The sequence below is a fragment of the Undibacterium parvum genome, assembly GCF_003955735.1.
Classification (GTDB): domain Bacteria; phylum Pseudomonadota; class Gammaproteobacteria; order Burkholderiales; family Burkholderiaceae_D; genus Undibacterium; species Undibacterium parvum.
The window spans coordinates 4,768,867-4,793,672 of record NZ_CP034464.1 but is presented as its reverse complement, the minus strand read 5'-3'; the positions used below and the strand labels follow the sequence as shown (position 1 = coordinate 4,793,672).

Below are 24,806 nucleotides of genomic sequence, written 5' to 3'. Positions count from 1 at the left end.
TTGCGCTTCGATGTGAGTTACAGTTTCGTTTTTTTGCTCTGCTTCAAACGCTGTTTCAGAGTCTGCTTCAAAATCGGCTTTAGCCACCACCGGTGCGGCTTCGGCAGCGCCGAGTAAACGTGAACGACGTTTGGTCACTACTACAGTGACGGCGGCAGCCGTCGCTGCGCCTTCACCTGAAGAAACGTCTTCATGGGCGCCAGTCTGCACTACGATGGTTCTCGCTTGCGCTTGTTCTACAGGTTTGCGCTGTAGAGTGTTCTTTCCTATCGTGAGGGTAGACGCTGTTTTGGAAGTGAGAGTTGCGGCAGAGGAGGGAGTAGTGTCAGTTAAGCTGTTTTTCATGTAACAAAATCGAGTACGACAACAATTACTTGTCAAAATGGTGTGGCAAGAGCAAAAAACGAGAACCTCTTGATGTGCTGACCTGTTGGTCGTGATCTCAGTTGTGCTTGCGATCAGAAGTCCTGAGACTTTCATTTGCGCATATTCAGACTAAGATCGCTCGCTACAGATCATGAACAGTTAGATGAAAAAGCCCGCTGGCTAAAGCGGGCTGTTTTCTTTCGTTCAAACAGGTTCTTGAAAAAGGGACGAGGACAGGATTATCCACGGCTTCACTGTTCTTGACAAGTTCAAGCTGCGCTAGATTTTCGAAATATAGCCGATAAAGGCAGATTTTAGACCAGAGCAGTATTTGTTTTGATTTTAATGATTCAATTTATATTCTTTTAATGTAAAAAAGACTGAGCTCAGTCCATTCCTTGCTCAGTCTTTTTATTTTTTAAATGGTAAAAATTATGCAATCAATAGTCAAATTGAGCCGATAGTTTGTAGGTGCGTGGAGCTCCTGGGAATAGGTAGCCGCCGGAGGATTGCGTCACATCGCGCCAGTAGAATTTGTCTAGTGCATTGTCGACGTTGAAACGAATGGTCGCGACGATACCAGCAACGGGCACAGCGTAACGCGCGCCAAAATTGAGTAGGTCATAGCCGGGCACCGAAATCTTATTGTCAGGACTGAAGGCTTTACTGCCCGCGTGTTGCCAACTGGTGTTGAGATGTAAGCCTTTTACTTGTTGCAGAGCGTAATCCAGATACACGGTCGATTTAAGCGTAGGGACATTGGTCACGCGTTTGTCTTCGAGCAGAGCATCGCCAATATTCTTTTGGCGTGCATCAATCGCCGTCAGGCTGGCCCCTAGGCTTAATTGCGGACTTAAGGTGCCGAGCGCCGATAACTCTAGTCCAGTGTGTATGGCATCGCCATTGCTGACATAAGTGTTGTTGGCATTGATATATTCCAGAGGCTTAGTAATGCGAAAGACTGAGGCCGAGACAACTAAAGCTGTGCCCAGTTCGGCCTTGCTACCGAATTCAAATTGCTGAGACTTTCCCGGGCTAAGCATGAGATTTTCATTACTGGTGTTTTTTGGCGCAATGCCACCGTGCTCTAGTCCTTCGCTGTACGCGGCATAAACCGACCAGTAATTCGCAGGTTTTAGTACCAGTGCGAGATTCGGCAACAGATAGCTGTTGGTATAACCCTTGTTATTTAGCTGACTACGATCTATGTGCTGATGACGCAGGCCCAGATGCAGATTCAAGGCGTCACTGAGGCTGATGATGTCTTGTGCGAATAAGGACCATTCCTTATCGGTACGGCGAAGCACAACGGGACCGCTAGAGTTAGCCGATTGAGGTGTAATCTGTGGATGGAAAATATTGCTAGTGCCTACCCATTCATAGATGTAATCGCCGAAATAATCGCGTCTTTGCGAGCTTGATGCACCCACAGCAATCTGGTGTTTTATTCCGGCGGTATTGAATTTTCCATTGATCTGGGCTTGAGTGCCGAATATCGATTTAGATTCGTTGACACTCTGGTAGTCGTACACATCATAGTCACCATTGGCGCAATAGCCGGGGTAGAGATTGGCCGATCCGCAGCCATAAGGGAAGGCGGTGTAGTCGTCACGTTTGAATTCATGCTTGTTCGCCGCTATCGAGGCACTCCAGTCAGCGTTGATCTGATACTCAAAGCGCAGGCCGAGATTGCTATTGCGCGTGTCAACTGGTTTGGCCCATGGCTGGTCGTTGAGCATCATGTCGGCCTTGATTCCCTGAGGCAGGTCGGTGCCGTTGAATAGTTGAAAGCCGGGTGCCGATAATTGTGATTTATGTTGGTAATCGAGATCGAGTTGCAGCAAGGCTTGCGGGCTGATATGCCAGTCAAATGCGCCGGAAACAAACTGGCGTTCACCATCGGCACCCTTGATGTAGGAGCGCATGCGTTCGCCAGCAGCGTTGATACGATAGCCGAAACGTTTGTCGTCTGACATACCGCCGAGGTCAATGGCGCCGTACGCCGTGCCGCGCTCGCTTACTTCCAGTGTCGCTGAACGCAGTGCTGCAGCACTAGGGCGCTTGGTGAGGTAGTTCAAAATACCACCTGGAGTCGCAAAACCTGCCTGGAAGCCGGCTATGCCTTTTAATACTTCTATGCGTTCTTTATTCTCAAGCGGGATGGAGGCACCGCCTGGAATCGCAAAACCATCCTTGCGGTAACTCGATGCATTATCGAGCGCGAAGCCGCGGATGGAGAATTGTTCAGCGTAGCCCACAGCGTTATATGCGTCGTTGACGCTAGCATCGAATTTCATGGCATCGCTGGTTTGGCGTATGCGTAAATCCTGCATTTGTGCTAGTGTAAAAACGCTGACCGAGGCCGGTGTTTCGAGTAAAGTGGTCTCTATGAAACCGCCGGCTTTAGTGCTCCGCTCTTGCAGTTCACTCGCTTTGCTAGCTGTGATGATCACCTCTTGCAGAGATTGTTCTTTAGTTTGGGCGTATGCGGATGGCGCAAATACGAAGGCCTGTGCGATCGCTAAGGTAAGGACGGAACGACGATGATTTTGCTTAGACATGATGTGCTCTTTTTGTTGCGCGTGATTGCGAATATGGTCTGACTGGACCTTGCATGGCGCGGGAGCAAACAAAGAAGAATGAAGCACTTTGCGCTTCCCTTCGCTGGCATTATCCAGATCAGGTAGGAAGGGACTCTCTCACCCAAATTCGAAAAATAGCAGCACTCTAAAGTGCAGGCGTATTCCTCATAAATCCAGGACCCCTAGCGAGCGCGTACTTTATCACAAAAGCGAACTTGATTCTGACTGCTGTTCTTGACCTACAACAATGGCTGCCATCTTGCCAGGTGTGAGACTTGGTAAGCTAAGCATTCTTGTATACTGAGATCTATAATAGTACTGCTTGAGCCATAGCTTACAGCGTGATGTCAGAGTCAAAGTCAAAGTCAGAGTTGAAGTCGGAATTAGGTGTGGAATGAAAACCGTAAAAAACAGTACCGTGCAACATGCGCAAGGCGCTTTCAAGCAACATGGACGGGTAGATATGGCCTTGCGAGGCAAGACTATTTCGGTACAAGCTTGTGGGCCATTTAATCTGGAATTAATGAATGCTTTGGTGGCACTTGAGGGGGAATTTCTCAGTAGCCATGTCGGACAAGGGCCATTCACCGAAATTGTCGAATTTTCAGGCAGCGTATTGGCGTCACCCGAGGTGATGGTGGGTCATGCGGAGCTGTTGAAAATGTTAAAAGGGGCGGGTCTGGCGCATAAGGCGACCGCCTATGTTATCCCTGCGCATCTGGAAGGACTGGCCTTCATGCGGCCAGTAGCGATTAAAAATTATAGTGCGCTCGATTGGCCCTTCGCCATTTTTGATAATTTGGATGAAGCTAACTTATGGATACGCGACTTCGCTTAAGGCAGTTTTTTAATCGACATGCCGTGTTTCTTGCTGTCGTGACGAGTTCATTTTCTCGCTAAATACGTATTTCTAATACCTTCGAAAGAATACAGCGCTAAGCCTAGCCATATTGCAAGAAAGCCCATGAGTCGTGCTGAACCAAACGATTCATTATAGAGATAGACACCGAGTATCAATTGTATCGTGGGTGAAATGTATTGTAAGACGCCTAGGGTCGCCATAGGAATGCGTCTGGCAGCTGTGGCAAATAGGAGTAGGGGAATGGCGGTGATAGGGCCCGCCGCCAATAATAACCAGCGGGCGCTATCGCTACTTGTTAGGTAGCTGGTTTGACCTTGATCGCTTAGCCAAAGTAAATAGCCTAGTGCAAACGGAAAGAGCAGGGCTGTTTCCAGGGATAATCCTTCCAATGCGCCTAGGGCCGCGGTTTTTCTTAGTAGGCCGTAAGTACCAAAAGACAGTGCAAGTGCTAAGCCTATCCAGGGTGGATGACCGGTTTGCCATGCCAACCACGCGACGCCAGCAGCGGCGAAACCTAGTGCCACACTTTGTAAGCGCGGCAATCGCTCATGTAGGAACGCATAGCCAAGTAGCACGCTCACTAAGGGGGTGATGAAATATCCGAGGCTAGCGTCGATTACTCTTCCATTGTTAATCGCCCAGATGTAAATGAACCAGTTAATCGAGAGTAGTAGCGCGCTTGCGCCGAAGCCTGCTATCAATTTTGGCGTGCGAAGCACTAGTCGCACCCATGCCCATTGATTACGCCAGCTTAAAATAGCAAGTAAAAAGACTAAAGAAAATAACATCCTGTAGAGCAGGATTTCTATTGGAGAAATTTCATGCAGGGCTTTAAAGTAGATTGGAAATAGACCCCAGGCTGAGTAGCACACTGTGGCGTAGAGTATTCCTTTGCGCATTTAATTCCATTAAAAAATTGCATTAAAAGAATTGATATTATCTCAGTTATCGGAATAGTCTGCTGAGTGCCGGATTATTATTGATATTCTAGTTTTAAGCCCCAATTATTGGATGTAAGCAAAGAGCGGCGCGGTGCTGTTTTGTCGTTCTGTCGCACCAAAGCTGACTTACTTAAAGTGAAGTGAACTGTAAGTCTGGACATATAATGGAACCAATAATGGCGCTGCTGTTGCTACTCTCGATAGGAATAGGTATATGCGTATTTTGGCCAGGATATCGCTTGCGACGTGCTATTGCTCATGCTTTTCCATCTCAATTTTCGAAAATATTAAGGCGAAATCTGCCTGTCTATTCTAGGATGCCAGTTGATTTGCAGTTGCAATTAAAACGACTGATTAAACAATTTTTACATCAAAAAAAATTTGTGGGTTGTGGCGGGCAAGTTATTACTGACGAGATCAGGGTAACGATAGCCGCCAAGGCCTGTATGTTATTGTTGAATCGTCCGACTGCCGTTTATCCAGGTTTGAAATTTGTTTTGGTTTATCCCACGGCATTCGTGGCCCCGCGCGTAGAAACTGGTCTGGGCGGTGGGGTCACGCATGCCAATCAAACTTTGTCTGGCGAATCTTGGAGTGATGGAAGAGTCATTCTGGCATGGGATCATGTGCGAAACGACGCAATAACATCAACCCAATTGTCTGACGGGCATGATGTGGTTTTACATGAGTTTGCGCATCAGCTCGATAGTGAGACAGGTGCGAGTAATGGTGTACCGTATTTATCAAACCGAGAGAGTTATCGACGTTGGTCTCAAATTTTCTCTATCGAATTTGAGGCATTGAAGAGCGCAGCCGCAACTAATCAATTTAGCGTTCTCGATCATTATGGGGCAAGTAATCCTGCAGAGTTTTTTGCGGTTGTTACCGAGGCGTTTTTTGAGAAAAGTATGGATTTAGCGCGTTTTCATCCAGAACTATTTGAGCAGGTCAGAGCCTATTACCAGGTCGATCCACGCCACTGGAATTAAGCTCACTTCGTTCTCGCGGTTTTTAAGTTTTTGCAAAGTTCCTCTGTGCCATCAAGTACCCTCGGGCCGGCACGATTTAACCAATCACCTTTAATTGTGTAAAGGTTTGCTTTGCTGACAGCGGATAATTTATTAAATTGCAGCCAATTTGACAGATTATCTTGTTGTTCTCCACTGGTGGTGATTATCACTTGGGGATCTGCTGCCAACACGGCCTCTATCGTAACGCTGGGACTAAGGTCTTTGAGGTCGCCAAAAATATTTACTCCACCACATAGGCTGATCGCCGAAGAGACCAAATGCTGGTTATTTAATGTCATTAAGGGCTTGCCCCACACTTGGTAAAAAACGCTGAGTTTTTTTTCAGAAGGTTTAAGCGCGTAAGTACTACGAAGTAGCTCTAGGCGATTTCGAAATCTATTCGCCGCAGCAACTCCGGTTTCATCAAGCCCAGTCAAGATAGATAGGCGCTCTAAAGAGCTGGCAAGCATTTCGAAACTACGCGGTTCACTCTCGAAGACCGGGATTTTAAGCCCGCGAAGTTTGTCTACAATCAGTTTAGCGTTGCCTGTGCCCCAGACCACGATTAAATCTGGTTTTAGCCTGATTAATCTCTCCAGATCTAGGGCGAAAATATTGCCTATGGGAGTAATTTTTTTTGCGGCCTCTGGATAGTCGCTGTAATCGCTGACGCCCACTATCAAGTGCCTGGCGCCCGCTTCAAACAGTAACTCTGTTGCGTGCGGTGCCAGGCTAATGATGCGCTTCGCTGGAGTCGCTAACTTTATTATGTGCTTAGCGTCATCTTGCACCGATACGCTGGCTGATGAACTATTTGTCGCTGAAAATAGACTTAATAGCAGCAGGCTGAAGCAAAAGACTTTTTGCATTAAATTTCCAAATTGTCGATCAAACGAGTATTGCCAAGTTTTGCCGCAGTCAAGACTACCAGTTCTGCATTTTTTTCCAGATCGGCGGCCGAGGGGGGCTGAAGATCATCGCGCTTACGAATCGAGACGTAATCGGGGTTCCAGTGACGCTGAGCGAGCTTGTTCATAGCTTTTTGCTCAATTGCGAGTAAATTCAAGTTGCCGTTTTCTCTGGCATTACGCACATCCGCGGCCACTTCATTCAGCGTCTGGTACAAGACGGGTGCTTCTTTGCGCTCGGCCTCTGATAGATAACCGTTGCGCGAGGAGAGTGCCAGACCGTCATCTGCGCGCCAAGTCTCAGCCGCGATGATTTCCGTAGGTAGGGCAAACTGTTTCGACATATTGCGGATGATCATCAATTGCTGATAATCTTTTTTTCCAAACACGGCAACCTTGGGTTGCACACATGAGAATAATTTCAATACGACGGTGGTGACCCCGGTGAAAAATCCCGGGCGAAACTCTCCTTCGAGCGTGTTTCCCAATTGATCCGGCGGTTGCACCCTATATTCTTGCGGCTCAGGATAGAGATCTTTCTCGGTCGGCGCAAACAAGACATACACGCCTTCTTTTTCGAGTTTTTCTACGTCAGCTTGAAAGCTACGCGGATACTTATCAAAATCTTCGTTTGGTCCAAACTGCAATCGATTAACAAAAATCGACGCAACGACAGGATCGCCATGTCTTCTGGCTAGGCGCATTAAAGAGAGATGACCTTCATGCAAATTGCCCATGGTAGGAACAAATGCAGTACGTAACTGACCACGCAATTGATCACGTAGTTCTTCGATTGAGGAAATTATTTTCATGTAAAACTTTTATGGATTAGAAACCTGAAACTTAAATAGAAATGCTTCAGTTTGGGGAGTAAGCTAAGCGAACATAAATAGGGGCAAAGGCTTCAGCCTGGGTGATCTCGATCAGCGTTTCTTTCGCTAGTTCGAGTAAGGCGACAAAATTCACCACTAAAACCGGCGCGCCTTTACTTGTGTCGAACAAGTCACAGAACTCCACAAATTTGCTGGACTGCAAGCGACGTAAGATACTACTCATGTGAGCACGTACCGAGAGTTCTTCTCGACTAATTTTATGATGAGCCACCAAGGTCGCCCGCTTGATAACATCTGCCCATGCAGCTTGTAGATCGGCAATTTCAACTTCTGGCCAATGTAGTACTGTATTTTGCTCAATAAAAACTTGAGAATGGAGAAAATCACGACCTAGCTGTGGAATGGTGTTGAGGTCGTAGGCCGCCAATTTCATTTGCTCGTATTCCAATAATCGACGTACCAGTGCTGCACGTGGATCATCAACCTCGTCTCCGGCGGTGCTTTTTTTACTCGGTAAGAGCATGCGTGATTTTATTTCTATCAGCATTGCTGCCATCAGTAAATATTCCGCTGCCAGTTCAAGATTGCTCTTTCGAATCTGCTCGACGTAAGTTAAATATTGCAAGGTGACTTGCGCCATTGGAATGTCGAGGATATTGAAATTTTGTTTGCGTATCAAATACAACAGCAGATCCAAAGGTCCTTCGAATGCTTCGAGAAATACTTCTAGAGCATCGGGTGGAATATATAGGTCATTTGGTAGTTTAAATAATGGCTCGCCATATAGCTTTGCAAATGCCAAACCATCGACAGTATCTGGCGTACTGTCTTTCTCACCTATTAAAGGCAAGTCGATTGCCGGCAAGGTTTGCATCTTGGCTAACTCTTAGCGCTTAGATTTTGGATTGGTAAACGTAAGCTGGTTGCTCTAGGCGGCTAGCATCATTGCGTTTTTGCGTGTCTAGATCGAGTGGGGCTTTATCCCAAAGGAGGGCGCGACCTTCACGTTGATTTTGTTCTAGGTGTGCGTTGTTTTGCTTCAATTGATTTATGAAGAGCGTGGCTTCGGATTCGTACAATTGAAATTGCTTAGAAAATTTCATGATTTGATAAACACTGAAAAGAAGATTTGAAGCCGCATTTTACTCTGTAAATACATCAAATCAGTGCTTGTGGCTGAATAACAGACATATTGTTTTCTGATGAACTCAACAAGTTGTGGAGAATGCGTAAAATGAAAGGATTCATATCGGGATAATGTAGTAGATTCAGTGATATTTTAATGGCCGTTTTGCTGAATGTAATACATTAATAGGGCGGGCTGAGTGGGTACGCTTGGGTGGTTTGTCACGCACTAACTGTCTTTCAGATGTAAGCCTTTTTTGATCTGGGTATAGTGAAAATTACTTAAACTTTGCAACAATAATTCGGGATCAGTTTCCTTGATGAGTAAATCCAATTGTTCAGATGCAAGAAATTTTGTTTTTACCGTGTGCTTTAAAAACTCTATCAATTGGTCGTAAAAACCGTTGATATTGAGTATTCCTAAGGGTTTGTTGTGTATGCCTAATTGTAGCCAAGTGAACATTTCAAATAACTCTTCCAGTGTTCCTATGCCTCCTGGGAGCGCAATGAAACCATCGGATAATTCAGACATTAATGCCTTGCGTTGATGCATGTTCTGAACGATGTGAAGTTTGCTTAACTGCGTGTGCCCAAGCTCTTTATCCATCAAGGCTTTCGGTATCACACCGATAACATGACCACCAAGTCGCAGAACTTCATCGGCGAGTATTCCCATTAAGCCTATACTGCCACCACCATACACCAAAGAAATTTGATGCGCGACTAGGACTCTTGCCAAGTCGCGCGCACCTGAAGCATAAATTTCAGATGCACCCGGCGACGAGCCGCAATATACGCAAATGGACTTCATTTGGAAATTTTATTACTGAGGTAATTTTTGCAAATATTCTTGAGAAAGTTTCTCAAATGCCGTTTTGGTCTCGCCGCGCAAATATGGGCTAATAAGCACGATCACTTGATAGCAACCGCGCGCCAGTGAATCGGACATTGTTTGCAATTCAGTATATTTTCTTGGATTTCTAACATACTCATACGAAAGCCAATAGGTGGCAACTACGACGATATTGGTCGCCAAAGCGTCAATATCCATATCAGTTCCTTCAAATTCACCGTCTAATCTCAATCCTATGCACAACTCTGAGGCAACTTTTGTTTTGTGGCTCAAGATCTGTTTGAAATTTAATTCTAGCTTGCGGTTGCGAGAAAGTAAGTCATTTAAGTCGCGATAGAAAAATCGGTAACGCCACACTAGCTCGAAAGTAAGGTGAAGGTAAGTCCAAATATCCTGGATATTGGCCTTGCGTCCCTCTGGGAAAGCGAGTTTTTTATTAATTTCAGCATCGAACTGTACGAAAATCGAATTAACGATATCATCTTTGTTTCTGAAATGATAGTAGAGATTACCTGGGGAGATATTCATTTCTTCGGCGATCACTGTCGTGGTGATATTTGGCTCGCCAAATTCGTTGAATAACCTCAGTGACAGTTCAAGTATGCGTTCTCTGGTGCGACGAGGAGCTTTGTGTTGCATGTCTATTCTCTTTATCAATCTATCGCGTCTTAATTCAAAAGTGAAAATCTTAAAATCAAGCTCGCGTTAGCGGGTGGAAGTGGACAAGGCCATGAGCAAATACGAGTATATTTCAGCGCTGGCAGATTGCTATTTCTATAGGATAACATTTTATGCTAAAAATGCAAAAAAACTACGGTGGCTGGATTGGCGTTTTTAGAGTGTTTCATCTGATTATTTTTCCGCGGATGTCGCATTGTCGATGATTAAACGTGTCTTCGCCAATTTATCATGTAGGAATTGCTTATCTTGATCAAAGTTCGCTGTAATTGCCCAGGCGATGGCCCCTACAAGAACTGCGACGATGCTGCTCCAGTTCTTAAGTTCAAACTGGTAAGCAATCGCCAGCCCTGGTATGAACCACATCCAAGCAAGGCAATAACGCACAATAGCTTTAATGATGGGGAGCTTGGACCTTTCACTATCGATGACGCGAATGTGCCAGGTTTTCATCGCCAAGGTTTGGCCGGTGCGACACCAAAAGTAAATAAAATAGACGCCGAAAATAAGAAATAACCAAAATTCTCTAGCGTATCTAAGTGTGGGCGTTGTACTGTTTTGTGTCGTAACATCAAACAGCAGTGTCGCAATAAATGCGACGCCAAATAGCAGCACGGCTTCATACAACATGCAGATTAATCGAGTGCCGATTTTCGGGGCTGAGAGTGATAATGATGGTTTTTTCAATGCTTATTTGGAAGCGGCTTGAGAGGCCGCAGCGCTGTTTGTTGTTGCAGGAGGTGTTGGAGTCGAGGTCGGAGTGCTTTGCTCGCCTGTTGAGGCAGTTTCCACGATAGGTGTGGCTAGAGGTGATGGCACTGGTTTCGGACTAGACTTGGCCGTAGGTGGTGGGCCAACGCGAATGGGCGCTAAAGGTTTGACTACCCTTTGCGATTCGGATGGAATATTCGTAATGCTTTTCTTGCTACTGACTTCGTTCGCCAACTGTTTTTTTTGTTCTTCACTAAGTTGCTGGTATTGTTGCCACTGCGCTGATTTTTGTTCGGGTTTTATCTGTGTGGTTTGAGCGAAATTTTCCCTCGCCTGCATGCGTTGCTCGGGGCTCAGTTTTACCCAGTCACGAATACGTTCTTGTACTCGAGTTTGCTCATCTGGTTTCATGTTTGGGTATTTTGCAGCTATTTCCAACCATTTTTTCTTGCGAACCTCATCGATTTTGTCCCACTCCGCTGATAACGGGGATAAAGCTAATTTTTGTTGTGGAGAGAGTGATGCCCAAAGCGGTTTGCTTGCAACCGTAGTTGAGTTCGGCGTAGTTGGCTTCTGCAATGCCGTAGCTGCGGGCAGACCATTAGTGGCAAGCACCGTAGAGGTGCCTGTCACTAACAATGAAAAAAGAAATAGTTGTAACTTAATGCTTAAATTCAGAGCGGGAAAACGCACGTTTATTCCTCAGACTTATTCAAGAAGGCGCGAAAACCGGTATCAAGATACGCATCAGGAGGCAACTCGTCCACAAGTACCGCTACATCGATCTCCGCCAGGTCAGTAATTCTTTGTTGTTGTTCGTATTCATAAATCCCAAAAAGTCCGATTACCAATACTAACAATGGAAACGCAATCCCCAGCTTACCGATTAAAGAACTTGGACCTTGAAACGAGAATCCAGAATTACCCGCTAGCACGCCACTAAAAGAACGCACAGCTACAGGAGCGGCTTGTTTTTTCTTAGACAATGCAATTTTACGTGCACTGGCTAGGCGCTCTAGTGCAGAATTTGGGATGTTTTCAGCTGATTCGTTCAGGGCTCGCCTTACTTTGTAGGCGAACTCGAGATCGTGGGTATCTTTTGTGTGGTTCATAAACGTATTCCTTTTGCTTTAAGCGATGCGGCTAATGCGTGCGTAGCTCTTGAGCAATGTGTTTTTACACTACCTTCGGAGCATCCCATTGCGGTGGCCGTTTCTGCCACATCCATGTCCTCCCAATAACGCATGAGGAAGGCTTCTCGTTGACGCGTAGGAAGTTTTTTTATTTCCTCATCAATAATATTCAATATTTGTTCTCGTTCTAGCTTGTCGGCAACTGATTCTGCGGCCTCAGAGCCTTCTTCCGATGCGAAGTTTTCTAGTAGATCAAAATTATCATCGTCTTGATTGTTTGGAGCAATATTCGAAAATAAACTAACCCAAGTGTTTCGAACTTTTTCTCTTCTGAAAAAATCTAATATGGTGTTTTGCAATATACGCTGAAAAAGCATGGGTAATTCGGCCGCTGGCTTGTCGCCATATTTTTCCGCAAGTTTTATCATCGCTTCCTGGACGATGTCCAGTGATGACTCCTCGTTGCGAACCATATAAAGGGCATGTTTGAAGGCGCGGCGTTCGACACCTTCCAGAAAACTTCCTAATTCTTTGTCTGTAGCCATGAGTTGGCGTTCGTATCCGAGATCTAAAGTGTTCTTTGTTTTAATACGGAAATCTTTTAAAGAAAGCCGATCTTTTTTGAGTCGACCTGTGCTTGTACTACTTATCAAATAGTCGCTAATGTAAAAATTTCGCCAATGCTAGCAAAATTATTCTTAGATGTCTTAACTTTTTATTTGGGCTAAGCCGTGGGTGCTTATTTTATGCAAGCTAATAGCGAATTTTTCTTGACCAAATTGCTGCAACGCAGTACCGTACGACTTCGCTCCAAGATCTTGGAGCAAAAAAATCGGTTTGATTTAGCTCATAATGCTAATTTCAGCTGGTTCGCTTTCATTAGCTGTTTGTTCTAACCCATGCCACAAGTGTGAGAAACATGTTGTAGCCAAGCTTGTAAACTGACTGAACGAGTCGCCTTTAAGCGCAATCTGGAACTATGTCCAACGGATGTACAAAGGATGGCGTGACCGCACAAAAAGGGATGTCAGCTGAGCGCTTGGTATTACAGTTTCGCTAGGAAAGAACATCCGATCAATCTCCTATGGACCTTGAAAGGAATACTTATTATGAGTTCAGAATTTACAGGCGCAGAAATTTTAGTTAAATGTCTGGCCGAAGAGGGTGTTGAGCATGTGTTCGGATATCCGGGCGGTGCGGTACTCTATATCTACGACGCAATTTACAATCAGGACAAGTTTCAACATATTCTTGTTCGTCATGAGCAGGCTGCGATTCACGCTGCCGATGCTTATTCCCGATCTTCTCAAAAAGTTGGCGTGGCGTTGGTGACCTCTGGTCCCGGTGTAACGAATGCCGTAACTGGTCTAGCGACAGCCTATATGGATTCAATTCCTATGGTGATCATTTCAGGTCAAGTTCCTAGTCATGCTATCGGTCAAGATGCTTTTCAAGAATGTGATACGGTAGGTATTACACGGCCCTGTGTAAAACATAATTTTTTGGTGAAAGACGTCAGAGATCTGGCGGCGACAGTCAAAAAAGCGTTTTTTATTGCGACCACTGGTCGCCCTGGCCCAGTACTGATCGATATCCCCAAAGATATCAGCAACCATAAAACTACCTACGAGTATCCAAAAGAAGTCGAGATGCGCTCGTATAAGCCTGTCGATAAAGGTCACTCTGGCCAAATTCGTAAGGCCGTTCAATTATTGCTGCAAGCTGAGCGTCCTATGATCTACACCGGTGGTGGTGTGATCCTGGCGAATGCTGCGCCAGAACTGAATAAATTGGTCGATCAATTAGGTTTTCCGTGCACAAATACCTTAATGGGTTTGGGGGCTTATCGTGCATCTGACGATAAATTTGTTGGTATGCCTGGCATGCATGGTACTTATGAAGCCAACATGGCGATGCAACATTGCGACGTGTTGATCGCAATTGGTGCACGCTTTGACGATAGGGTGATTGGCAATCCTAAGCATTTTGCGTCGCATCCTCGTAAAATTATCCATATCGATATCGACCCTTCGTCGATCTCTAAACGCGTCAAAGTTGATATTCCTATCGTTGGCAATGTGAAGGATGTGTTGGTAGAATTTTTGTCGCAATTAAATGCTACAGAACTCAAACCAAACCCAAAATCATTAGCTGAATGGTGGAAGCAAATTAATCAGTGGCGGGAACGTGATTGCCTCAAATTTGCCACTTCGCCTGATTTGATCAAGCCACAATCGGTAGTGCAAAAAGTGTGGGAAATCACCAAGGGCGATGCCTTTGTTACTTCCGACGTCGGTCAGCATCAGATGTGGGCAGCACAATACTACCGCTTTGATAAGCCACGGCGCTGGATCAACTCCGGTGGACTAGGCACGATGGGCGTAGGTTTACCTTATGCCATGGGTGTGCAAATGGCCAATCCGGATGCAACCGTGGCTTGTATTACTGGTGAAGCTTCGATACAGATGTGTATTCAAGAGCTGGCAACGTGTAAGCAATATCACTTGACGCCCAAAATTATTCTCTTGAATAACCGTGCCCTCGGCATGGTGCGTCAATGGCAGAAAATTGATTACAACGGACGTTATTCTGAATCTTATATGGATTCATTGCCGGACTTTACCAAGCTAGTAGAGGCATATGGTCACGTCGGTATGAAGATAGAAAATCCGGCGGACGTGGATGGCGCCTTGCAAGAAGCGTTTGCCATGAAAGATAGGTTGGTGTTCATGAACTTCATTACCGATCAATCTGAAAACGTCTGGCCTATGGTTAAGGCGGGTAAGGGCTTGACTGAAATGCTGCTTGGCTCGGAGGATCTGTAATGAGACATATCATTTCTGTTTTGCTGGAAAATGAAGCTGGTGCCTTGTCGCGCGTAGTCGGTTTGTTCTCGGCGCGTGGTTACAACATTGAAACCTTGACGGTGGCGCCGACCGAAGACGCGACTTTGTCGCGTATGACCATCGTCACTTCCGGCTCCGACGATATTATTGAGCAAATCACCAAGCACCTTAATCGCCTCATCGAGGTGATTAAGGTGGTTGATTTGACTGAAGGTGCGCACATAGAACGCGAGCTGATGCTGATCAAAGTGAGAGCGGTCGGTAAAGAGCGTGAAGAAATGAAGCGCACTGCGGATATTTTCCGTGGCCGCATCATTGATGTGACTGAAAAGACCTACACCATAGAATTGACCGGTAACAAAGGCAAGTTGGACGCCTTTATCGACTCGATAGACCGCACTGCGATTCTGGAAACAGTACGCACCGGTGGTTCAGGTATAGGGCGCGGCGAACGCATCCTTAAAGTATAAAAACAGCTTTAAAACACAGTATTTAGTCCCATCCAAACAATTACACTATTAGGAATAAAAATGAAAGTTTTCTACGATAAAGATTGCGACCTGTCCCTGATCAAAGGCAAGAACGTTACTATCATCGGTTACGGTTCACAAGGTCATGCCCATGCACAAAACTTGAATGATTCAGGTTGCAAGGTAACTGTGGCTCTGCGTAAAGGTGGCGCGTCTTGGGATAAAGCAAAAAATGCCGGTCTGAACGTGATGGAAGTGAATGATGCAGTTAAAGCCGCTGACGTCATAATGATCTTGTTGCCAGACGAAAATATCGCTCAGGTTTACAGCGAAAACGTCGCGCCGCACGCCAAGCAAGGTGCCGTATTGGCATTTGCTCACGGTTTTAACGTGCATTATGGTCAAGTCGTGCCACGTGCTGATTTAGATGTCATCATGGTTGCGCCAAAAGCGCCAGGTCACACAGTGCGTGGTACTTACGCGCAAGGTGGTGGTGTACCTCATTTGATCGCTGTGTACCAAGATAAATCCGGTTCTGCCCGTGATATCGCTTTGTCATATTCGATGGCAAACGGTGGTGGTCGTGCTGGTATCATCGAAACCAACTTCCGTGAAGAAACTGAAACAGATTTGTTCGGCGAACAAGCTGTTTTGTGCGGCGGCGCAGTTGAATTGATCAAAGCTGGCTTTGAGACTTTGGTTGAAGCTGGTTATGCCCCAGAAATGGCTTACTTCGAATGTCTGCATGAGTTGAAATTGATCGTTGATTTGATCTATGAAGGCGGTATCGCCAACATGAATTACTCAATCTCTAACAATGCAGAATACGGCGAATATGTGACTGGCCCGAAAGTCGTCACTTCTGCAACCAAAGACGCTATGCGTCAATGCTTGAAAGATATTCAGACTGGTGAATACGCGAAGAGCTTCATTCTGGAAAACAAGGCTGGTGCACCAACTTTGATCTCCCGTCGTCGTTTGACTTCCGAGCATCAAATTGAAGAAGTCGGCGCAAAATTGCGTGCGATGATGCCTTGGATTGCCAAAAACAAGTTAGTTGATCAAGCCAAGAACTAAGCTAAGAACTAAACGAAAAATCACTGCACGGGGCACTTGCTATTACGGAGTGCTATTCTCGGCGTGATCACAATGAAAACCGTCCAAATGGGCGGTTTTTTTTCGTTTATGCGCAATCAAAATTGGAAATTGAAATTTGAAAAGTGCAATGGCCTAGCGCCCAGTATCCATGCGGCTTTGCGAGGCAATGCCTTGGAGAGGCGCATGGATATTGCGCACTGAGCCTATGCCTGGTATTTTTTTAAATCGGCAACCGTGGACTAAGCTAATCGAGGTTTCTAACTAGCCGGAATAGGGGGGGCATTGCTCCCCCTATTTGGCATCGTAGTTATTAGTTGGTTTTAGCGGTTGGTGCGCGACATATAGACCAGACGCTCAAACAAATGGACATCCTGTTCATTCTTCAAGAGTGCGCCGTGCAGCGGAGGTATCGCTAGTTTCTGATCTTTTCCGCGCAGGATCTCTGCAGGAATATCTTCGGCCAGCAATAATTTTAGCCAGTCCAGCAATTCGGACGTCGATGGTTTTTTCTTTAAGCCTGCGATATCACGTACTTCATAGAAGGTTTGCAAGGCTTGTGCTAATAAATCACTTTTGAGCTTAGGGAAGTGGACATCGACGATTTGTTGCATCGTCTCTTTGTCTGGGAATTTGATGTAATGGAAGAAGCAGCGACGTAAAAATGCATCGGGTAATTCTTTTTCGTTGTTAGACGTGATGATTACCAAGGGTCTATGTACGGCTCTGACCATTTCGCGCGTTTCATAGACGTAAAATTCCATACGATCTAGTTCACGTAGTAAGTCGTTAGGGAATTCGATGTCGGCCTTATCAATTTCATCGATTAACAGAACGACCGGTTCATTGGCAGTAAACGCTTGCCACAACACACCTTTGACGATGTAATTGTGGATGTCCTTGACGCGTTCGTCACCTAGCTGTGAATCACGTAGGCGTGACACTGCATCGTATTCATAGAGGCCTTGCTGGGCTTTTGTGGTCGACTTAATATGCCATTGCATCAAGGGCATATTGAGGGCGCTAGCGACTTCTTCTGCCAACATGGTTTTTCCGGTACCGGGCTCGCCTTTGATTAGTAAAGGCCGTTGCAGGGTCAGAGCGGCATTGACTGCCAGTTTTAAATCATCGGTCGCGACATAATTTTGTGCGCCATCAAATCGGGTTGCCTGTTTCATGTTTTGCGTGAATGTTGTTGTCTTAAGAAGGGGTGGGTTTAACGCAAAGTATAAGCGAGAATCGGCTTGCTTGCGAACGCTTGTGCTATTCCTCATCGGGTCTAGTAAGTCGTTTTTCCATTTGCGGCATATCAGACACATAAAAGTGGGCTTGTTGACCCCCAAGCGCTAGGTTTTTAACGCAAATTTGAGCATAATCAGCTAGAATGTTGTGTTGTATCAAACCATATCATTAGATAACACGATCTCCGCCAATATGAAAAAATTGTTCGCTCTCCTCGCTCTGGCGAGCCTTACCCAGTTTGCCGCTGCCGCAGATATAGTTGGCAATGCCAAGGCTGCTGAAAATAAAGTCGCGATGTGCATAGGTTGCCATGCGATCCCCGGTTACAAAGCAACTTTCCCTGAGGTGTATCAGGTACCTATGATAGGTGGTCAATCTGCAGCCTACATAGAAAGTGCGCTGAAGGCTTACCGCAAGGGTGAGCGTAAGCATCCATCCATGCGCGGCATAGCGGGCAGTCTGAGCGATCAAGATGTTGCTGATCTGGCGGCTTACTACTCTCAACAAAAATAAAAATAAGGGCAGATTATGAAAAAAAATACTTTATTAGCTTTACTGCTCTCAGTTTCTTCGTTTGCTGCAATTGCTGGTGGCAATATCGAGGCCGGTAAATTAGCCGCAGAAAAGTTTAATTGCGCATCCTGTCACGGTGCTAATTACAGCACACCGATAGACCCGAGTTATCCTAAGTTGGCGGGACAACATAAAGACTATCTCGCCCAGGCTTTGAAGGCTTATCAGCGTGGTACTGATGGTGCATATGGTCGAGGGAATGCGATTATGGGTGCGCAGGCTAAGGCTTTGTCAAACACCGATATCCAAAATATTTCTGCGTATATTCATAGCTTGCCAGGTACTCTGGTTTTGCAAAAATAAGTAGCATGTAGAATAAAAAAAGCCACGCTGTTAGCGTGGCTTTTTTTTAGCTAGCGCGTTTGCGCAGTGCTTCGATATACGCTTCGCCATCTGGTGGCAAGCTCGTCCTCTGTGAGTTCCACATCATTTCACCGAGGCACTCCATCATTTGGTGGTGTGCTTCGTGTTCAGAATTAAGTTTTTTCGCCAGAATCTGAAAGGCATGTTTTACGCCACGTGGTTGATCTACTGAAATCTGTTCCGAAATAGATAAGTGCATGGACAGATGTAAAAATGGATTGCCCTTGCCTTGATCCACGCTGTAATCCGCCTCTAACGCAGCTTCCAAATTACTCAAAATCTGATCGTATTCGGGATGTTGATGTATCCAATCAGCGGCGATTGCCTCGAGCGGGGTGAGAATTTCTCTGGCGTGTGACTTTTTAAAGCTGTCACAAAAAAAACGACGCACATCTTGCTGGCTAGGGGTGAACATGTTTGAATATTGAATGCTAGGGATATAAATAGGGGTATTTTACGGTGTATCTAGATTTCATGCGCTGAAGGATAGACTTACTTCGGGTATTATCGGGCGTTGATACCGATAAAAAAGGAAACACCATGTTGACGCCAGAAAATCTCGCCCTCTTGTTTAGCAATGCCCGCACTCATAATGAGTGGCAAAATAAGCCTGTGAGCGATGAGCAATTGCATGCTATTTATGATCTGATGAAGTGGGGGCCGACCTCCGCTAATTGTTCGCCAGCGCGCCTAGTCTTTGTTAAATCGGAGGCAGAGAAAAACAAGCTTTTGGCTTGTGTAGGGCCAGGTAATCAGGATAAAACCAGAACTGCACCGGTCACCGTTATCATAGGCATGGATATGGCATTTTACGAGCAATTACCTACACTGTTCCCGCACGCTGATGCACGCGCCTGGTTTGCGGGTAATCAGGCTTTGATTGATGCCACCGCGTTTCGTAACTCGTCTTTGCAGGGAGCCTATTTAATGTTAGCAGCGCGTGCTCTTGGTTTGGATTGTGGCCCCATGTCTGGCTTTGATGCGGATCAAGTCAATGCCGCTTTTTTCGCAGGTACGGAGGTTAAGGCTAATTTTATCTGCAATCTGGGTTATGGCGATGCCGCAAAATTATTCCCTCGTTCACCACGCCTGGCTTTTGACGAGGCTTGCAAGATAGCCTAATGCTTATCCTTAGAATTGGCTAAGCCAAAGCCTGAGGCAAATGGTGTTGATTTGCTTAATTATGGCGCGCAGTATCAAAATAAAGAACGTCTTTATACCTTCTCTGGTAGGGGCGTTTTTTGTTTGTAGTCACACAGGTCAGCGATCATGCAGTTCCAGCATTTTGGCGAGCGCGCCGTGCAGGTATAGCGGCCATGTAGGATCAGCCAGTGATGGGCGTCAAGAAAAAATTCGCTGGGGACAAATTTCATCAATTTTTCTTCAACGATATCCACATTTTTTCCAGGTGCCAAACCGGTGCGGTTGCCGACTCGAAAAATGTGCGTGTCCACCGCAATGGTGGCGACTCCAAAGGCGGTATTGAGCACCACGTTGGCGGTTTTGCGCCCCACACCGGGTAGTGCCTCTAAAGCCTCTCTTGTGCGTGGCACGATGCTGTCGTGCTGCGTCATGAGTAATCGGCAGGTTTCAATAACATTTTTCGCCTTGGTGCGAAATAGACCGATTGTTTGAATATACGGTATTAGACCGTCAACTCCCAGTGCATAAATTTTTTCCGGGGTATTCGCGACAGGGTAGAGTTTTCTCGTCGCTTTATTCACCGAGACGTCGGTCGCTTGCGCTGATAGTAGAACCGCGATGAGCAGTTCAAACGGCGTGGTGTATTCTAATTCTGTGGTTGGCGTAGGATTTTGCCGCTTCAGGCGAACGAAAATTTCGTGTCGTTTTGCTGCATTCATCGATTCAATTCTCTTATCTTTGATTGAGTGCGTAAAGTAAATCTGACTTGATTTTAATTTAGCTTTCTGGCGTTTCGGAATCTCGTTTTCTTTGTTGCGCGCGTTCTATCGCAGCAGAAATGATCTGACGTTTTCTTTCCTTCTCCGCTGCTTGTTCTGCGCTCAAGGCTGGCTCGGAAGAAACTGCGCGTAATTTCTCGCGGGCTTTCGCTAGCAGTCTTTCTTCATTTTCTTGTTGCTCACGGACTAGTCGTGTCTGCCGAGATTCGTAATGCTTTCTCGCCTGCGCGGCCTGCGTTTCGGTCCAGGCGTCCCAGCCAGTTTTCTCTGCGCTGACGTTGACCATGCTGATACAGTCGACTGGACAAGGCGCGACGCATAAATCGCAGCCGGTACATAGTTCGGGAAGCACAGTATGCATTTGTTTAGCGGCACCTAGTATGGCATCGACTGGGCAGGCCTGTATGCATAAAGTACAGCCTATGCAATAGGCTTCTTCAATGATGGCAACCAGGCGTGCTCGCTCATGGCCATGCGTGAGATTAAGTGCAATGACGGGCTTGCCAAGTAAGTTCGCCAGTCTGGCAACGCCTTCTTGACCACCTGGTGGGCATTGATTGTATCTGGCTAGTCCGTCGGCGATAGCCACTGCATAAGGCCGACAGGCTGGGTAGCCGCACTTGGTACACTGAGTCTGCGGCAATAGATCTTCGATTTGGTCGGCAAGAGTTGATGGCACAGAGTGTCTATTCGTAGGTAAATGCTAAGGGCGCTATTATCCTTGGAATTAACTAAGCTTACAAACAGATAGCCAGATTTTCTATGGATGTCTCAGCGCTTAGTCGGCAACTTACTTGCCAACTTCCTCGCCAACTTATTTGTCAGCCGTTTGACTAGCTGTCGCCGCATCGATTGCCAAGCGCTGACTTTCTGCCGCTTTTTGTAAAACTTGGTCGACTTCTTTTGCCTTTTGTAATTGTTCGCGTTGAGGTTCTGCAATTTTCATGGCAGGGGCATCATTTTTACCGCATCCGGCGAAGGATGATGCAATTAGTAGGGCGAATATGAGGCGCATAGCATTCCTTGGGATTGGCACTAAAACAGACAACGATTAGCAATTAAGTATATACAAAAAAACCGCCTGAACAACAGCGGTTTTTTTAGTGTCAAGAATGGGTCTTAATGAATTCGCCAATTTTTGGACAAATTATTTCACGCCAGCGGCGACCTGAGAAAATACCGTAATGACCGCAACCCGGTGCCACGAAATCTTGTTTCATCTTCTGCGGAATACCGCTACACAAGTCATGCGCTGCTTGGGTTTGACCTGGGCCGGATATATCATCGAGCTCGCCTTCTACCGTAAATAAGGCAACTGTCTTGATATCTTGAGGGCGAACCAATTTGCCAGCAACCTCCCAGGTTCCCATAGGCAGACGAAACTCTTGGAATACAGTTTTAATTGTCTCCAGATAGTATTCGGCCGGCATGTCGAGTACCGCATTGTATTCGTCGTAGAATTTTCTATGCTGTTCGGCCGATTCGTCATCACCTTGAACCAGATGCTGATAGAAATCCCAGTGACTTTGCGCATGGTGGTTTGGATTCATGGCTACAAAACCCGTATGTTGCAAGAAGCCTGGATATACCTTGCGACCGTGCCCAGGGAAATGGCCAGGTACACTGTAAATCACGGTATTTTCAAACCAGGAAAATTTCTTTTCGGTTGCCAGATTATTGACTTGCGTCGGTGATTTACGTGGGTCAATAGGGCCGCCCATCATCGTCATAGTTTTTGGTAGTTTTGGATCTTTCGCCGTCGCCATCAAGGCGATCGCAGCGAGTACCGGTACCGTAGGCTGACAAACGGCAATCACATGCACATCAGGACCTAGTTGACGGATGAACTCTTGTACGTAGGCGATGTAATCATCCAGATGAAATGGCCCCTCAGACAGTGGCACGGTGCGTGCATCTATCCAATCGGTGACGTAGACATCGTGTTGCGGCAATAGGCTGCGTACCGTGTCACGCAATAAAGTCGAGTGGTGGCCAGATAAAGGTGCAACCAACAAGACTTTTGCTTGCTTTAATTTACTTAATTCTTTGGGCGGTAGGTCTTTTTTGAAATGCAGTAATTTACAAAAAGCCTTGTCTGTCACTGAACTCTCTAAAATCGCAACGTCCTGGCCGTTGATCGTAACCGAGTTGATCTCAAATTGCGGTTTTTCATAATCTTTGCCGAGTCGAAACATTAGTTCGTAGCCAGCCGCAATCCTTTGCGCATAAGGCGTATGTGCTAGCGGAGAAATAGGATTGGCAAACATCTTCGATGAAGCTTCTGCCCATTGGGTCATAGGCGTCATGAGTGCGCGGCTAAGTTCATGAAATTGATAGAGCATGATCAAGTCTTTCGGATAAGTGTATCAATTCAGATTTTGAATAAAAATACTAAGATGTTGCATTGCATCATAAACCACTTTAAGGATTTTGTCGCAAAGCCATTCAAATGTCGCGCTTAGGATTGATAAATACTGTTAAATCCATGTTTTTATACTCGGTGCTTATGTAAAAAAGGCATCGCGAGTTTCGCGATGCCTTTTTATTTTAAATTCGATCAATTTAATCGAAAACTGGCGTTTCCACACCCAAAATTTTATGCAATTTGGGCGAGGTAGTGGTGTACTGCATATGAATTTTCTTTTCAGGGAAAATATAAGCAGCAGCGCCAAAAGCGGCCAGTGCAGCTTCGTGGAAGCCAGACAGTATTAGTTTTTTCTTGCCTGGATAGGTATTGATATCACCAACCGCAAAAATACCTGGAACATTGGTTTCAAACTTCTCGGTACTGATTACTTTGAGTTGTTTGCGCTCTATGTCCAGACCCCAATCGGCGATAGGGCCAAGCTTTGGCGATAGACCAAAAAACACCAGTAAATCATCTAAAGGCAAGCGGCGGGTGACGCCATCTGCACCAGTAACTTTGAGTTCGCTTAGCTTGTCATCTTTTGTTTCTATGCCGCTGACTTGACCGATGATGAATTGCATCTCGAAGTTGTCGCACATTTCCTTCATTTTTGCGACCGAAGACGGGGCGGCGCGGAAATCGTCACGACGATGCAGTATCACTACCGACTCTGCCTTGCCTGCCAAGGCCAATGCCCAATCGAGGGCTGAGTCGCCACCACCGCAAATCACCAGGTTTTTACCCTCGAACTGGCTAGGATTTTTCACCCGATAAAAAACTTGCGAACCTTCGAAAGCTTCTATGCCTTCTACTTTCAAAGTGCGCGGCTGAAATGAACCAACGCCAGCCGCGATGAAAATAGTTTTTGTGATGAACTTTTGACCTAGCGAGGTTTCCAGATCAAAGCGACCATCTTCTCTGCGCTGCACCAAAGTAACTTCTTGATTCAGGTGAAAGGTAGGCGAAAATGGCTCGATTTGCTTGAGTAAGTTGTCGGTCAATTCTTGGCCGGTGCAGACTGGTACGGCAGGGATGTCGTAAATCGGCTTGTCTGGATACAGTTCTACGCATTGTCCGCCTACCACAGGCAAAGAATCAATCACGTGCGCTTTAATTTCTAAGAGGCCGAGCTCAAACACTTGAAACAGGCCAACAGGACCGGCGCCGATGATGACGGCATCGGCTTCTATAAGCTTGCTAGTGCTGCTTTGTTTATTTTCCATACAACTGGGGATTCTCAGTGAAAATCAGCGCAGATTAATTAACGCGTCAGGTATTGCAATTTGTCTTGTACGTCTTTCCAGTCATCGGCATCGGCCAGAGGCGCGGTGGTTTTTGTGATGGACGGCCAGTTAGGCGTTAAGTCGGCATTGATCTTGATGAACTGCTGTTGATTGGCAGGCACATCTTCCTCAGCGTAAATTGCATTGACTGGGCATTCCGCGACGCATACGGCGCAATCTATACATTCATCTGGATCGATGATCAGGAAATTTGGACCTGCGCGGAAGCAGTCCACCGGGCATACATCCACACAATCGGTATAGCGGCAACGGATGCAAGATTCGGTCACAACGTGGGTCATAACAGGCCTATCTTCAAAAAACGGGGTATTGGGCACAGCCATCATTACGTCAATAGCTGCGAAGCCCTGTATTTTAAGGTAATTCTACGTAACTAACAAACGGGACTTAGATAAATTACGAATAAGCAAATGTGTGTGCACTTTTATAGGGCAATTTAAGTACGCTCCTTATGCGCCATGGATTCTAATGGAATGCACATGTCACGTATTGAGATAAATCTAAGTATGGGGCTGAAGTTTGAAAAAATATTTGTCTTGTTTCAGGGGTGATGCGCAAAAAATTTGTTTGTCCTTGTGCAAC

General features: G+C 46.0%; 28 protein-coding genes and 1 riboswitch. Of the genes, 8 read left to right on the top strand and 20 right to left on the bottom strand.

Annotated features, from left to right (window positions below; genetic code table 11):
* Window positions 1-806: 806 nt before the first annotated feature.
* Window positions 807-2,927, bottom strand: a complete 2,121-nt coding sequence (locus EJN92_RS20855) for a TonB-dependent siderophore receptor (RefSeq protein ID WP_126129593.1) — start codon at window positions 2,925-2,927, stop codon at window positions 807-809.
* Between the two features lie 78 nt (window positions 2,928-3,005).
* A riboswitch (TPP riboswitch) is annotated at window positions 3,006-3,142 on the bottom strand.
* A gap of 200 nt (window positions 3,143-3,342) precedes the next feature.
* Between EJN92_RS20855 and EJN92_RS20850 the strand changes: the two genes are divergently transcribed.
* Window positions 3,343-3,786: a hypothetical protein gene (locus EJN92_RS20850; RefSeq protein WP_126129592.1), complete on the top strand. Its 444-nt coding sequence runs from the start codon at window positions 3,343-3,345 to the stop codon at window positions 3,784-3,786.
* A 47-nt stretch (window positions 3,787-3,833) separates the two neighbouring features.
* Here the strand turns inward: EJN92_RS20850 and rarD are convergent, their stop codons facing one another.
* On the bottom strand, window positions 3,834-4,709 hold the full coding sequence (rarD, locus tag EJN92_RS20845; RefSeq protein WP_126129591.1) for an EamA family transporter RarD: 876 nt from the start codon (window positions 4,707-4,709) through the stop codon (window positions 3,834-3,836).
* Between the two features lie 206 nt (window positions 4,710-4,915).
* Between rarD and EJN92_RS20840 the strand changes: the two genes are divergently transcribed.
* On the top strand, window positions 4,916-5,740 hold the full coding sequence (locus EJN92_RS20840) for a M90 family metallopeptidase (protein ID WP_126130047.1): 825 nt from the start codon (window positions 4,916-4,918) through the stop codon (window positions 5,738-5,740).
* A gap of 2 nt (window positions 5,741-5,742) precedes the next feature.
* On the opposite strand, the gene EJN92_RS20835 is transcribed toward EJN92_RS20840, so the two are convergent.
* The 10 genes from EJN92_RS20835 to EJN92_RS20790 form a co-directional block, all read right to left on the bottom strand.
* Window positions 5,743-6,630 carry a cobalamin-binding protein gene (locus EJN92_RS20835; RefSeq protein WP_126129590.1) on the bottom strand — a complete coding sequence of 296 codons (888 nt, stop codon included), beginning with the start codon at window positions 6,628-6,630 and terminating at the stop codon, window positions 5,743-5,745.
* Entirely contained in the window at window positions 6,630-7,481 is an 852-nt protein-coding gene (gene panC, locus EJN92_RS20830; RefSeq protein ID WP_126129589.1) for a pantoate--beta-alanine ligase, read from the bottom strand. The genes EJN92_RS20835 and panC overlap by 1 nt, the downstream gene beginning before the upstream one ends.
* A gap of 46 nt (window positions 7,482-7,527) precedes the next feature.
* The gene (locus EJN92_RS20825) at window positions 7,528-8,376 is read right to left on the bottom strand and encodes a segregation and condensation protein A (protein WP_126129588.1); all 849 of its coding nucleotides are present in this window, start codon (window positions 8,374-8,376) and stop codon (window positions 7,528-7,530) included.
* A 19-nt stretch (window positions 8,377-8,395) separates the two neighbouring features.
* On the bottom strand, window positions 8,396-8,605 hold the full coding sequence (locus tag EJN92_RS20820; protein ID WP_126129587.1) for a DUF3460 family protein: 210 nt from the start codon (window positions 8,603-8,605) through the stop codon (window positions 8,396-8,398).
* 251 nt (window positions 8,606-8,856) lie between these two features.
* Window positions 8,857-9,438: an LOG family protein gene (locus tag EJN92_RS20815; RefSeq protein WP_126129586.1), complete on the bottom strand. Its 582-nt coding sequence runs from the start codon at window positions 9,436-9,438 to the stop codon at window positions 8,857-8,859.
* Between the two features lie 12 nt (window positions 9,439-9,450).
* Entirely contained in the window at window positions 9,451-10,119 is a 669-nt protein-coding gene (locus EJN92_RS20810) for a TetR/AcrR family transcriptional regulator (protein ID WP_126129585.1), read from the bottom strand.
* A gap of 213 nt (window positions 10,120-10,332) precedes the next feature.
* Window positions 10,333-10,845, bottom strand: coding sequence for an RDD family protein (locus EJN92_RS20805; protein WP_227869624.1), 513 nt, complete (start codon window positions 10,843-10,845; stop codon window positions 10,333-10,335).
* Window positions 10,846-10,848: 3 nt separating this feature from the next.
* On the bottom strand, window positions 10,849-11,562 hold the full coding sequence (locus tag EJN92_RS20800) for a DUF3106 domain-containing protein (RefSeq protein WP_157984413.1): 714 nt from the start codon (window positions 11,560-11,562) through the stop codon (window positions 10,849-10,851).
* Between the two features lie 2 nt (window positions 11,563-11,564).
* Window positions 11,565-11,981, bottom strand: coding sequence for a DUF3619 family protein (locus EJN92_RS20795; protein WP_126129582.1), 417 nt, complete (start codon window positions 11,979-11,981; stop codon window positions 11,565-11,567).
* Window positions 11,978-12,547, bottom strand: a complete 570-nt coding sequence (locus tag EJN92_RS20790; protein ID WP_126129581.1) for an RNA polymerase sigma factor — start codon at window positions 12,545-12,547, stop codon at window positions 11,978-11,980. Before EJN92_RS20790 ends, EJN92_RS20795 begins: the two co-directional genes overlap by 4 nt.
* A gap of 564 nt (window positions 12,548-13,111) precedes the next feature.
* Here EJN92_RS20790 and EJN92_RS20785 point away from each other — a divergent pair.
* Genes EJN92_RS20785 through ilvC form a run of 3 tightly spaced genes read left to right on the top strand, consistent with a single transcriptional unit; the run spans window position 13,112 to window position 16,395 of the window.
* Window positions 13,112-14,827, top strand: a complete 1,716-nt coding sequence (locus tag EJN92_RS20785; RefSeq protein ID WP_126129580.1) for an acetolactate synthase 3 catalytic subunit — start codon at window positions 13,112-13,114, stop codon at window positions 14,825-14,827.
* A complete protein-coding gene (gene ilvN / locus EJN92_RS20780) occupies window positions 14,827-15,318 on the top strand; it encodes an acetolactate synthase small subunit (RefSeq protein WP_126129579.1) in 492 nt (163 codons plus the stop codon). Before EJN92_RS20785 ends, ilvN begins: the two co-directional genes overlap by 1 nt.
* Window positions 15,319-15,378: 60 nt before the next feature.
* The gene (gene ilvC, locus EJN92_RS20775; RefSeq protein WP_126129578.1) at window positions 15,379-16,395 is read left to right on the top strand and encodes a ketol-acid reductoisomerase; all 1,017 of its coding nucleotides are present in this window, start codon (window positions 15,379-15,381) and stop codon (window positions 16,393-16,395) included.
* A gap of 341 nt (window positions 16,396-16,736) precedes the next feature.
* Here ilvC and EJN92_RS20770 read toward each other — a convergent pair whose 3' ends face one another.
* A complete protein-coding gene (locus EJN92_RS20770) occupies window positions 16,737-17,591 on the bottom strand; it encodes an AAA family ATPase (RefSeq protein WP_126129577.1) in 855 nt (284 codons plus the stop codon).
* Between the two features lie 256 nt (window positions 17,592-17,847).
* Here EJN92_RS20770 and EJN92_RS20765 point away from each other — a divergent pair, with 256 nt between their 5' ends.
* The gene (locus EJN92_RS20765) at window positions 17,848-18,168 is read left to right on the top strand and encodes a c-type cytochrome (RefSeq protein WP_126129576.1); all 321 of its coding nucleotides are present in this window, start codon (window positions 17,848-17,850) and stop codon (window positions 18,166-18,168) included.
* Window positions 18,169-18,183: 15 nt separating this feature from the next.
* A complete protein-coding gene (locus EJN92_RS20760; protein WP_126129575.1) occupies window positions 18,184-18,531 on the top strand; it encodes a c-type cytochrome in 348 nt (115 codons plus the stop codon).
* Window positions 18,532-18,577: 46 nt separating this feature from the next.
* Here the strand turns inward: EJN92_RS20760 and EJN92_RS20755 are convergent, their stop codons facing one another.
* Window positions 18,578-19,006 (bottom strand): DUF1841 family protein, encoded by a 429-nt coding sequence (locus tag EJN92_RS20755; RefSeq protein ID WP_126129574.1) that lies wholly within the window; start codon window positions 19,004-19,006, stop codon window positions 18,578-18,580.
* A gap of 125 nt (window positions 19,007-19,131) precedes the next feature.
* On the opposite strand from EJN92_RS20755, the gene EJN92_RS20750 reads away from it, so the two are divergent.
* Window positions 19,132-19,713 (top strand): malonic semialdehyde reductase, encoded by a 582-nt coding sequence (locus EJN92_RS20750; protein ID WP_126129573.1) that lies wholly within the window; start codon window positions 19,132-19,134, stop codon window positions 19,711-19,713.
* Between the two features lie 92 nt (window positions 19,714-19,805).
* Here the strand turns inward: EJN92_RS20750 and nth are convergent, their stop codons facing one another.
* From nth to fdxA, 6 genes are all read right to left on the bottom strand, one after another.
* Window positions 19,806-20,453, bottom strand: a complete 648-nt coding sequence (nth, locus tag EJN92_RS20745) for an endonuclease III (protein ID WP_126129572.1) — start codon at window positions 20,451-20,453, stop codon at window positions 19,806-19,808.
* A gap of 58 nt (window positions 20,454-20,511) precedes the next feature.
* Window positions 20,512-21,192, bottom strand: coding sequence for an electron transport complex subunit RsxB (gene rsxB, locus EJN92_RS20740; RefSeq protein ID WP_126129571.1), 681 nt, complete (start codon window positions 21,190-21,192; stop codon window positions 20,512-20,514).
* Between the two features lie 135 nt (window positions 21,193-21,327).
* Window positions 21,328-21,459: a hypothetical protein gene (locus EJN92_RS22035; protein WP_265415593.1), complete on the bottom strand. Its 132-nt coding sequence runs from the start codon at window positions 21,457-21,459 to the stop codon at window positions 21,328-21,330.
* 160 nt (window positions 21,460-21,619) lie between these two features.
* Window positions 21,620-22,855 (bottom strand): polyhydroxyalkanoate depolymerase, encoded by a 1,236-nt coding sequence (locus tag EJN92_RS20730; protein WP_126129570.1) that lies wholly within the window; start codon window positions 22,853-22,855, stop codon window positions 21,620-21,622.
* 220 nt (window positions 22,856-23,075) lie between these two features.
* Window positions 23,076-24,143 carry an NAD(P)/FAD-dependent oxidoreductase gene (locus EJN92_RS20725; RefSeq protein ID WP_126129569.1) on the bottom strand — a complete coding sequence of 356 codons (1,068 nt, stop codon included), beginning with the start codon at window positions 24,141-24,143 and terminating at the stop codon, window positions 23,076-23,078.
* A 38-nt stretch (window positions 24,144-24,181) separates the two neighbouring features.
* Window positions 24,182-24,505: a ferredoxin FdxA gene (fdxA, locus tag EJN92_RS20720; protein ID WP_126129568.1), complete on the bottom strand. Its 324-nt coding sequence runs from the start codon at window positions 24,503-24,505 to the stop codon at window positions 24,182-24,184.
* Between the last annotated feature and the right edge of the window lie 301 nt (window positions 24,506-24,806).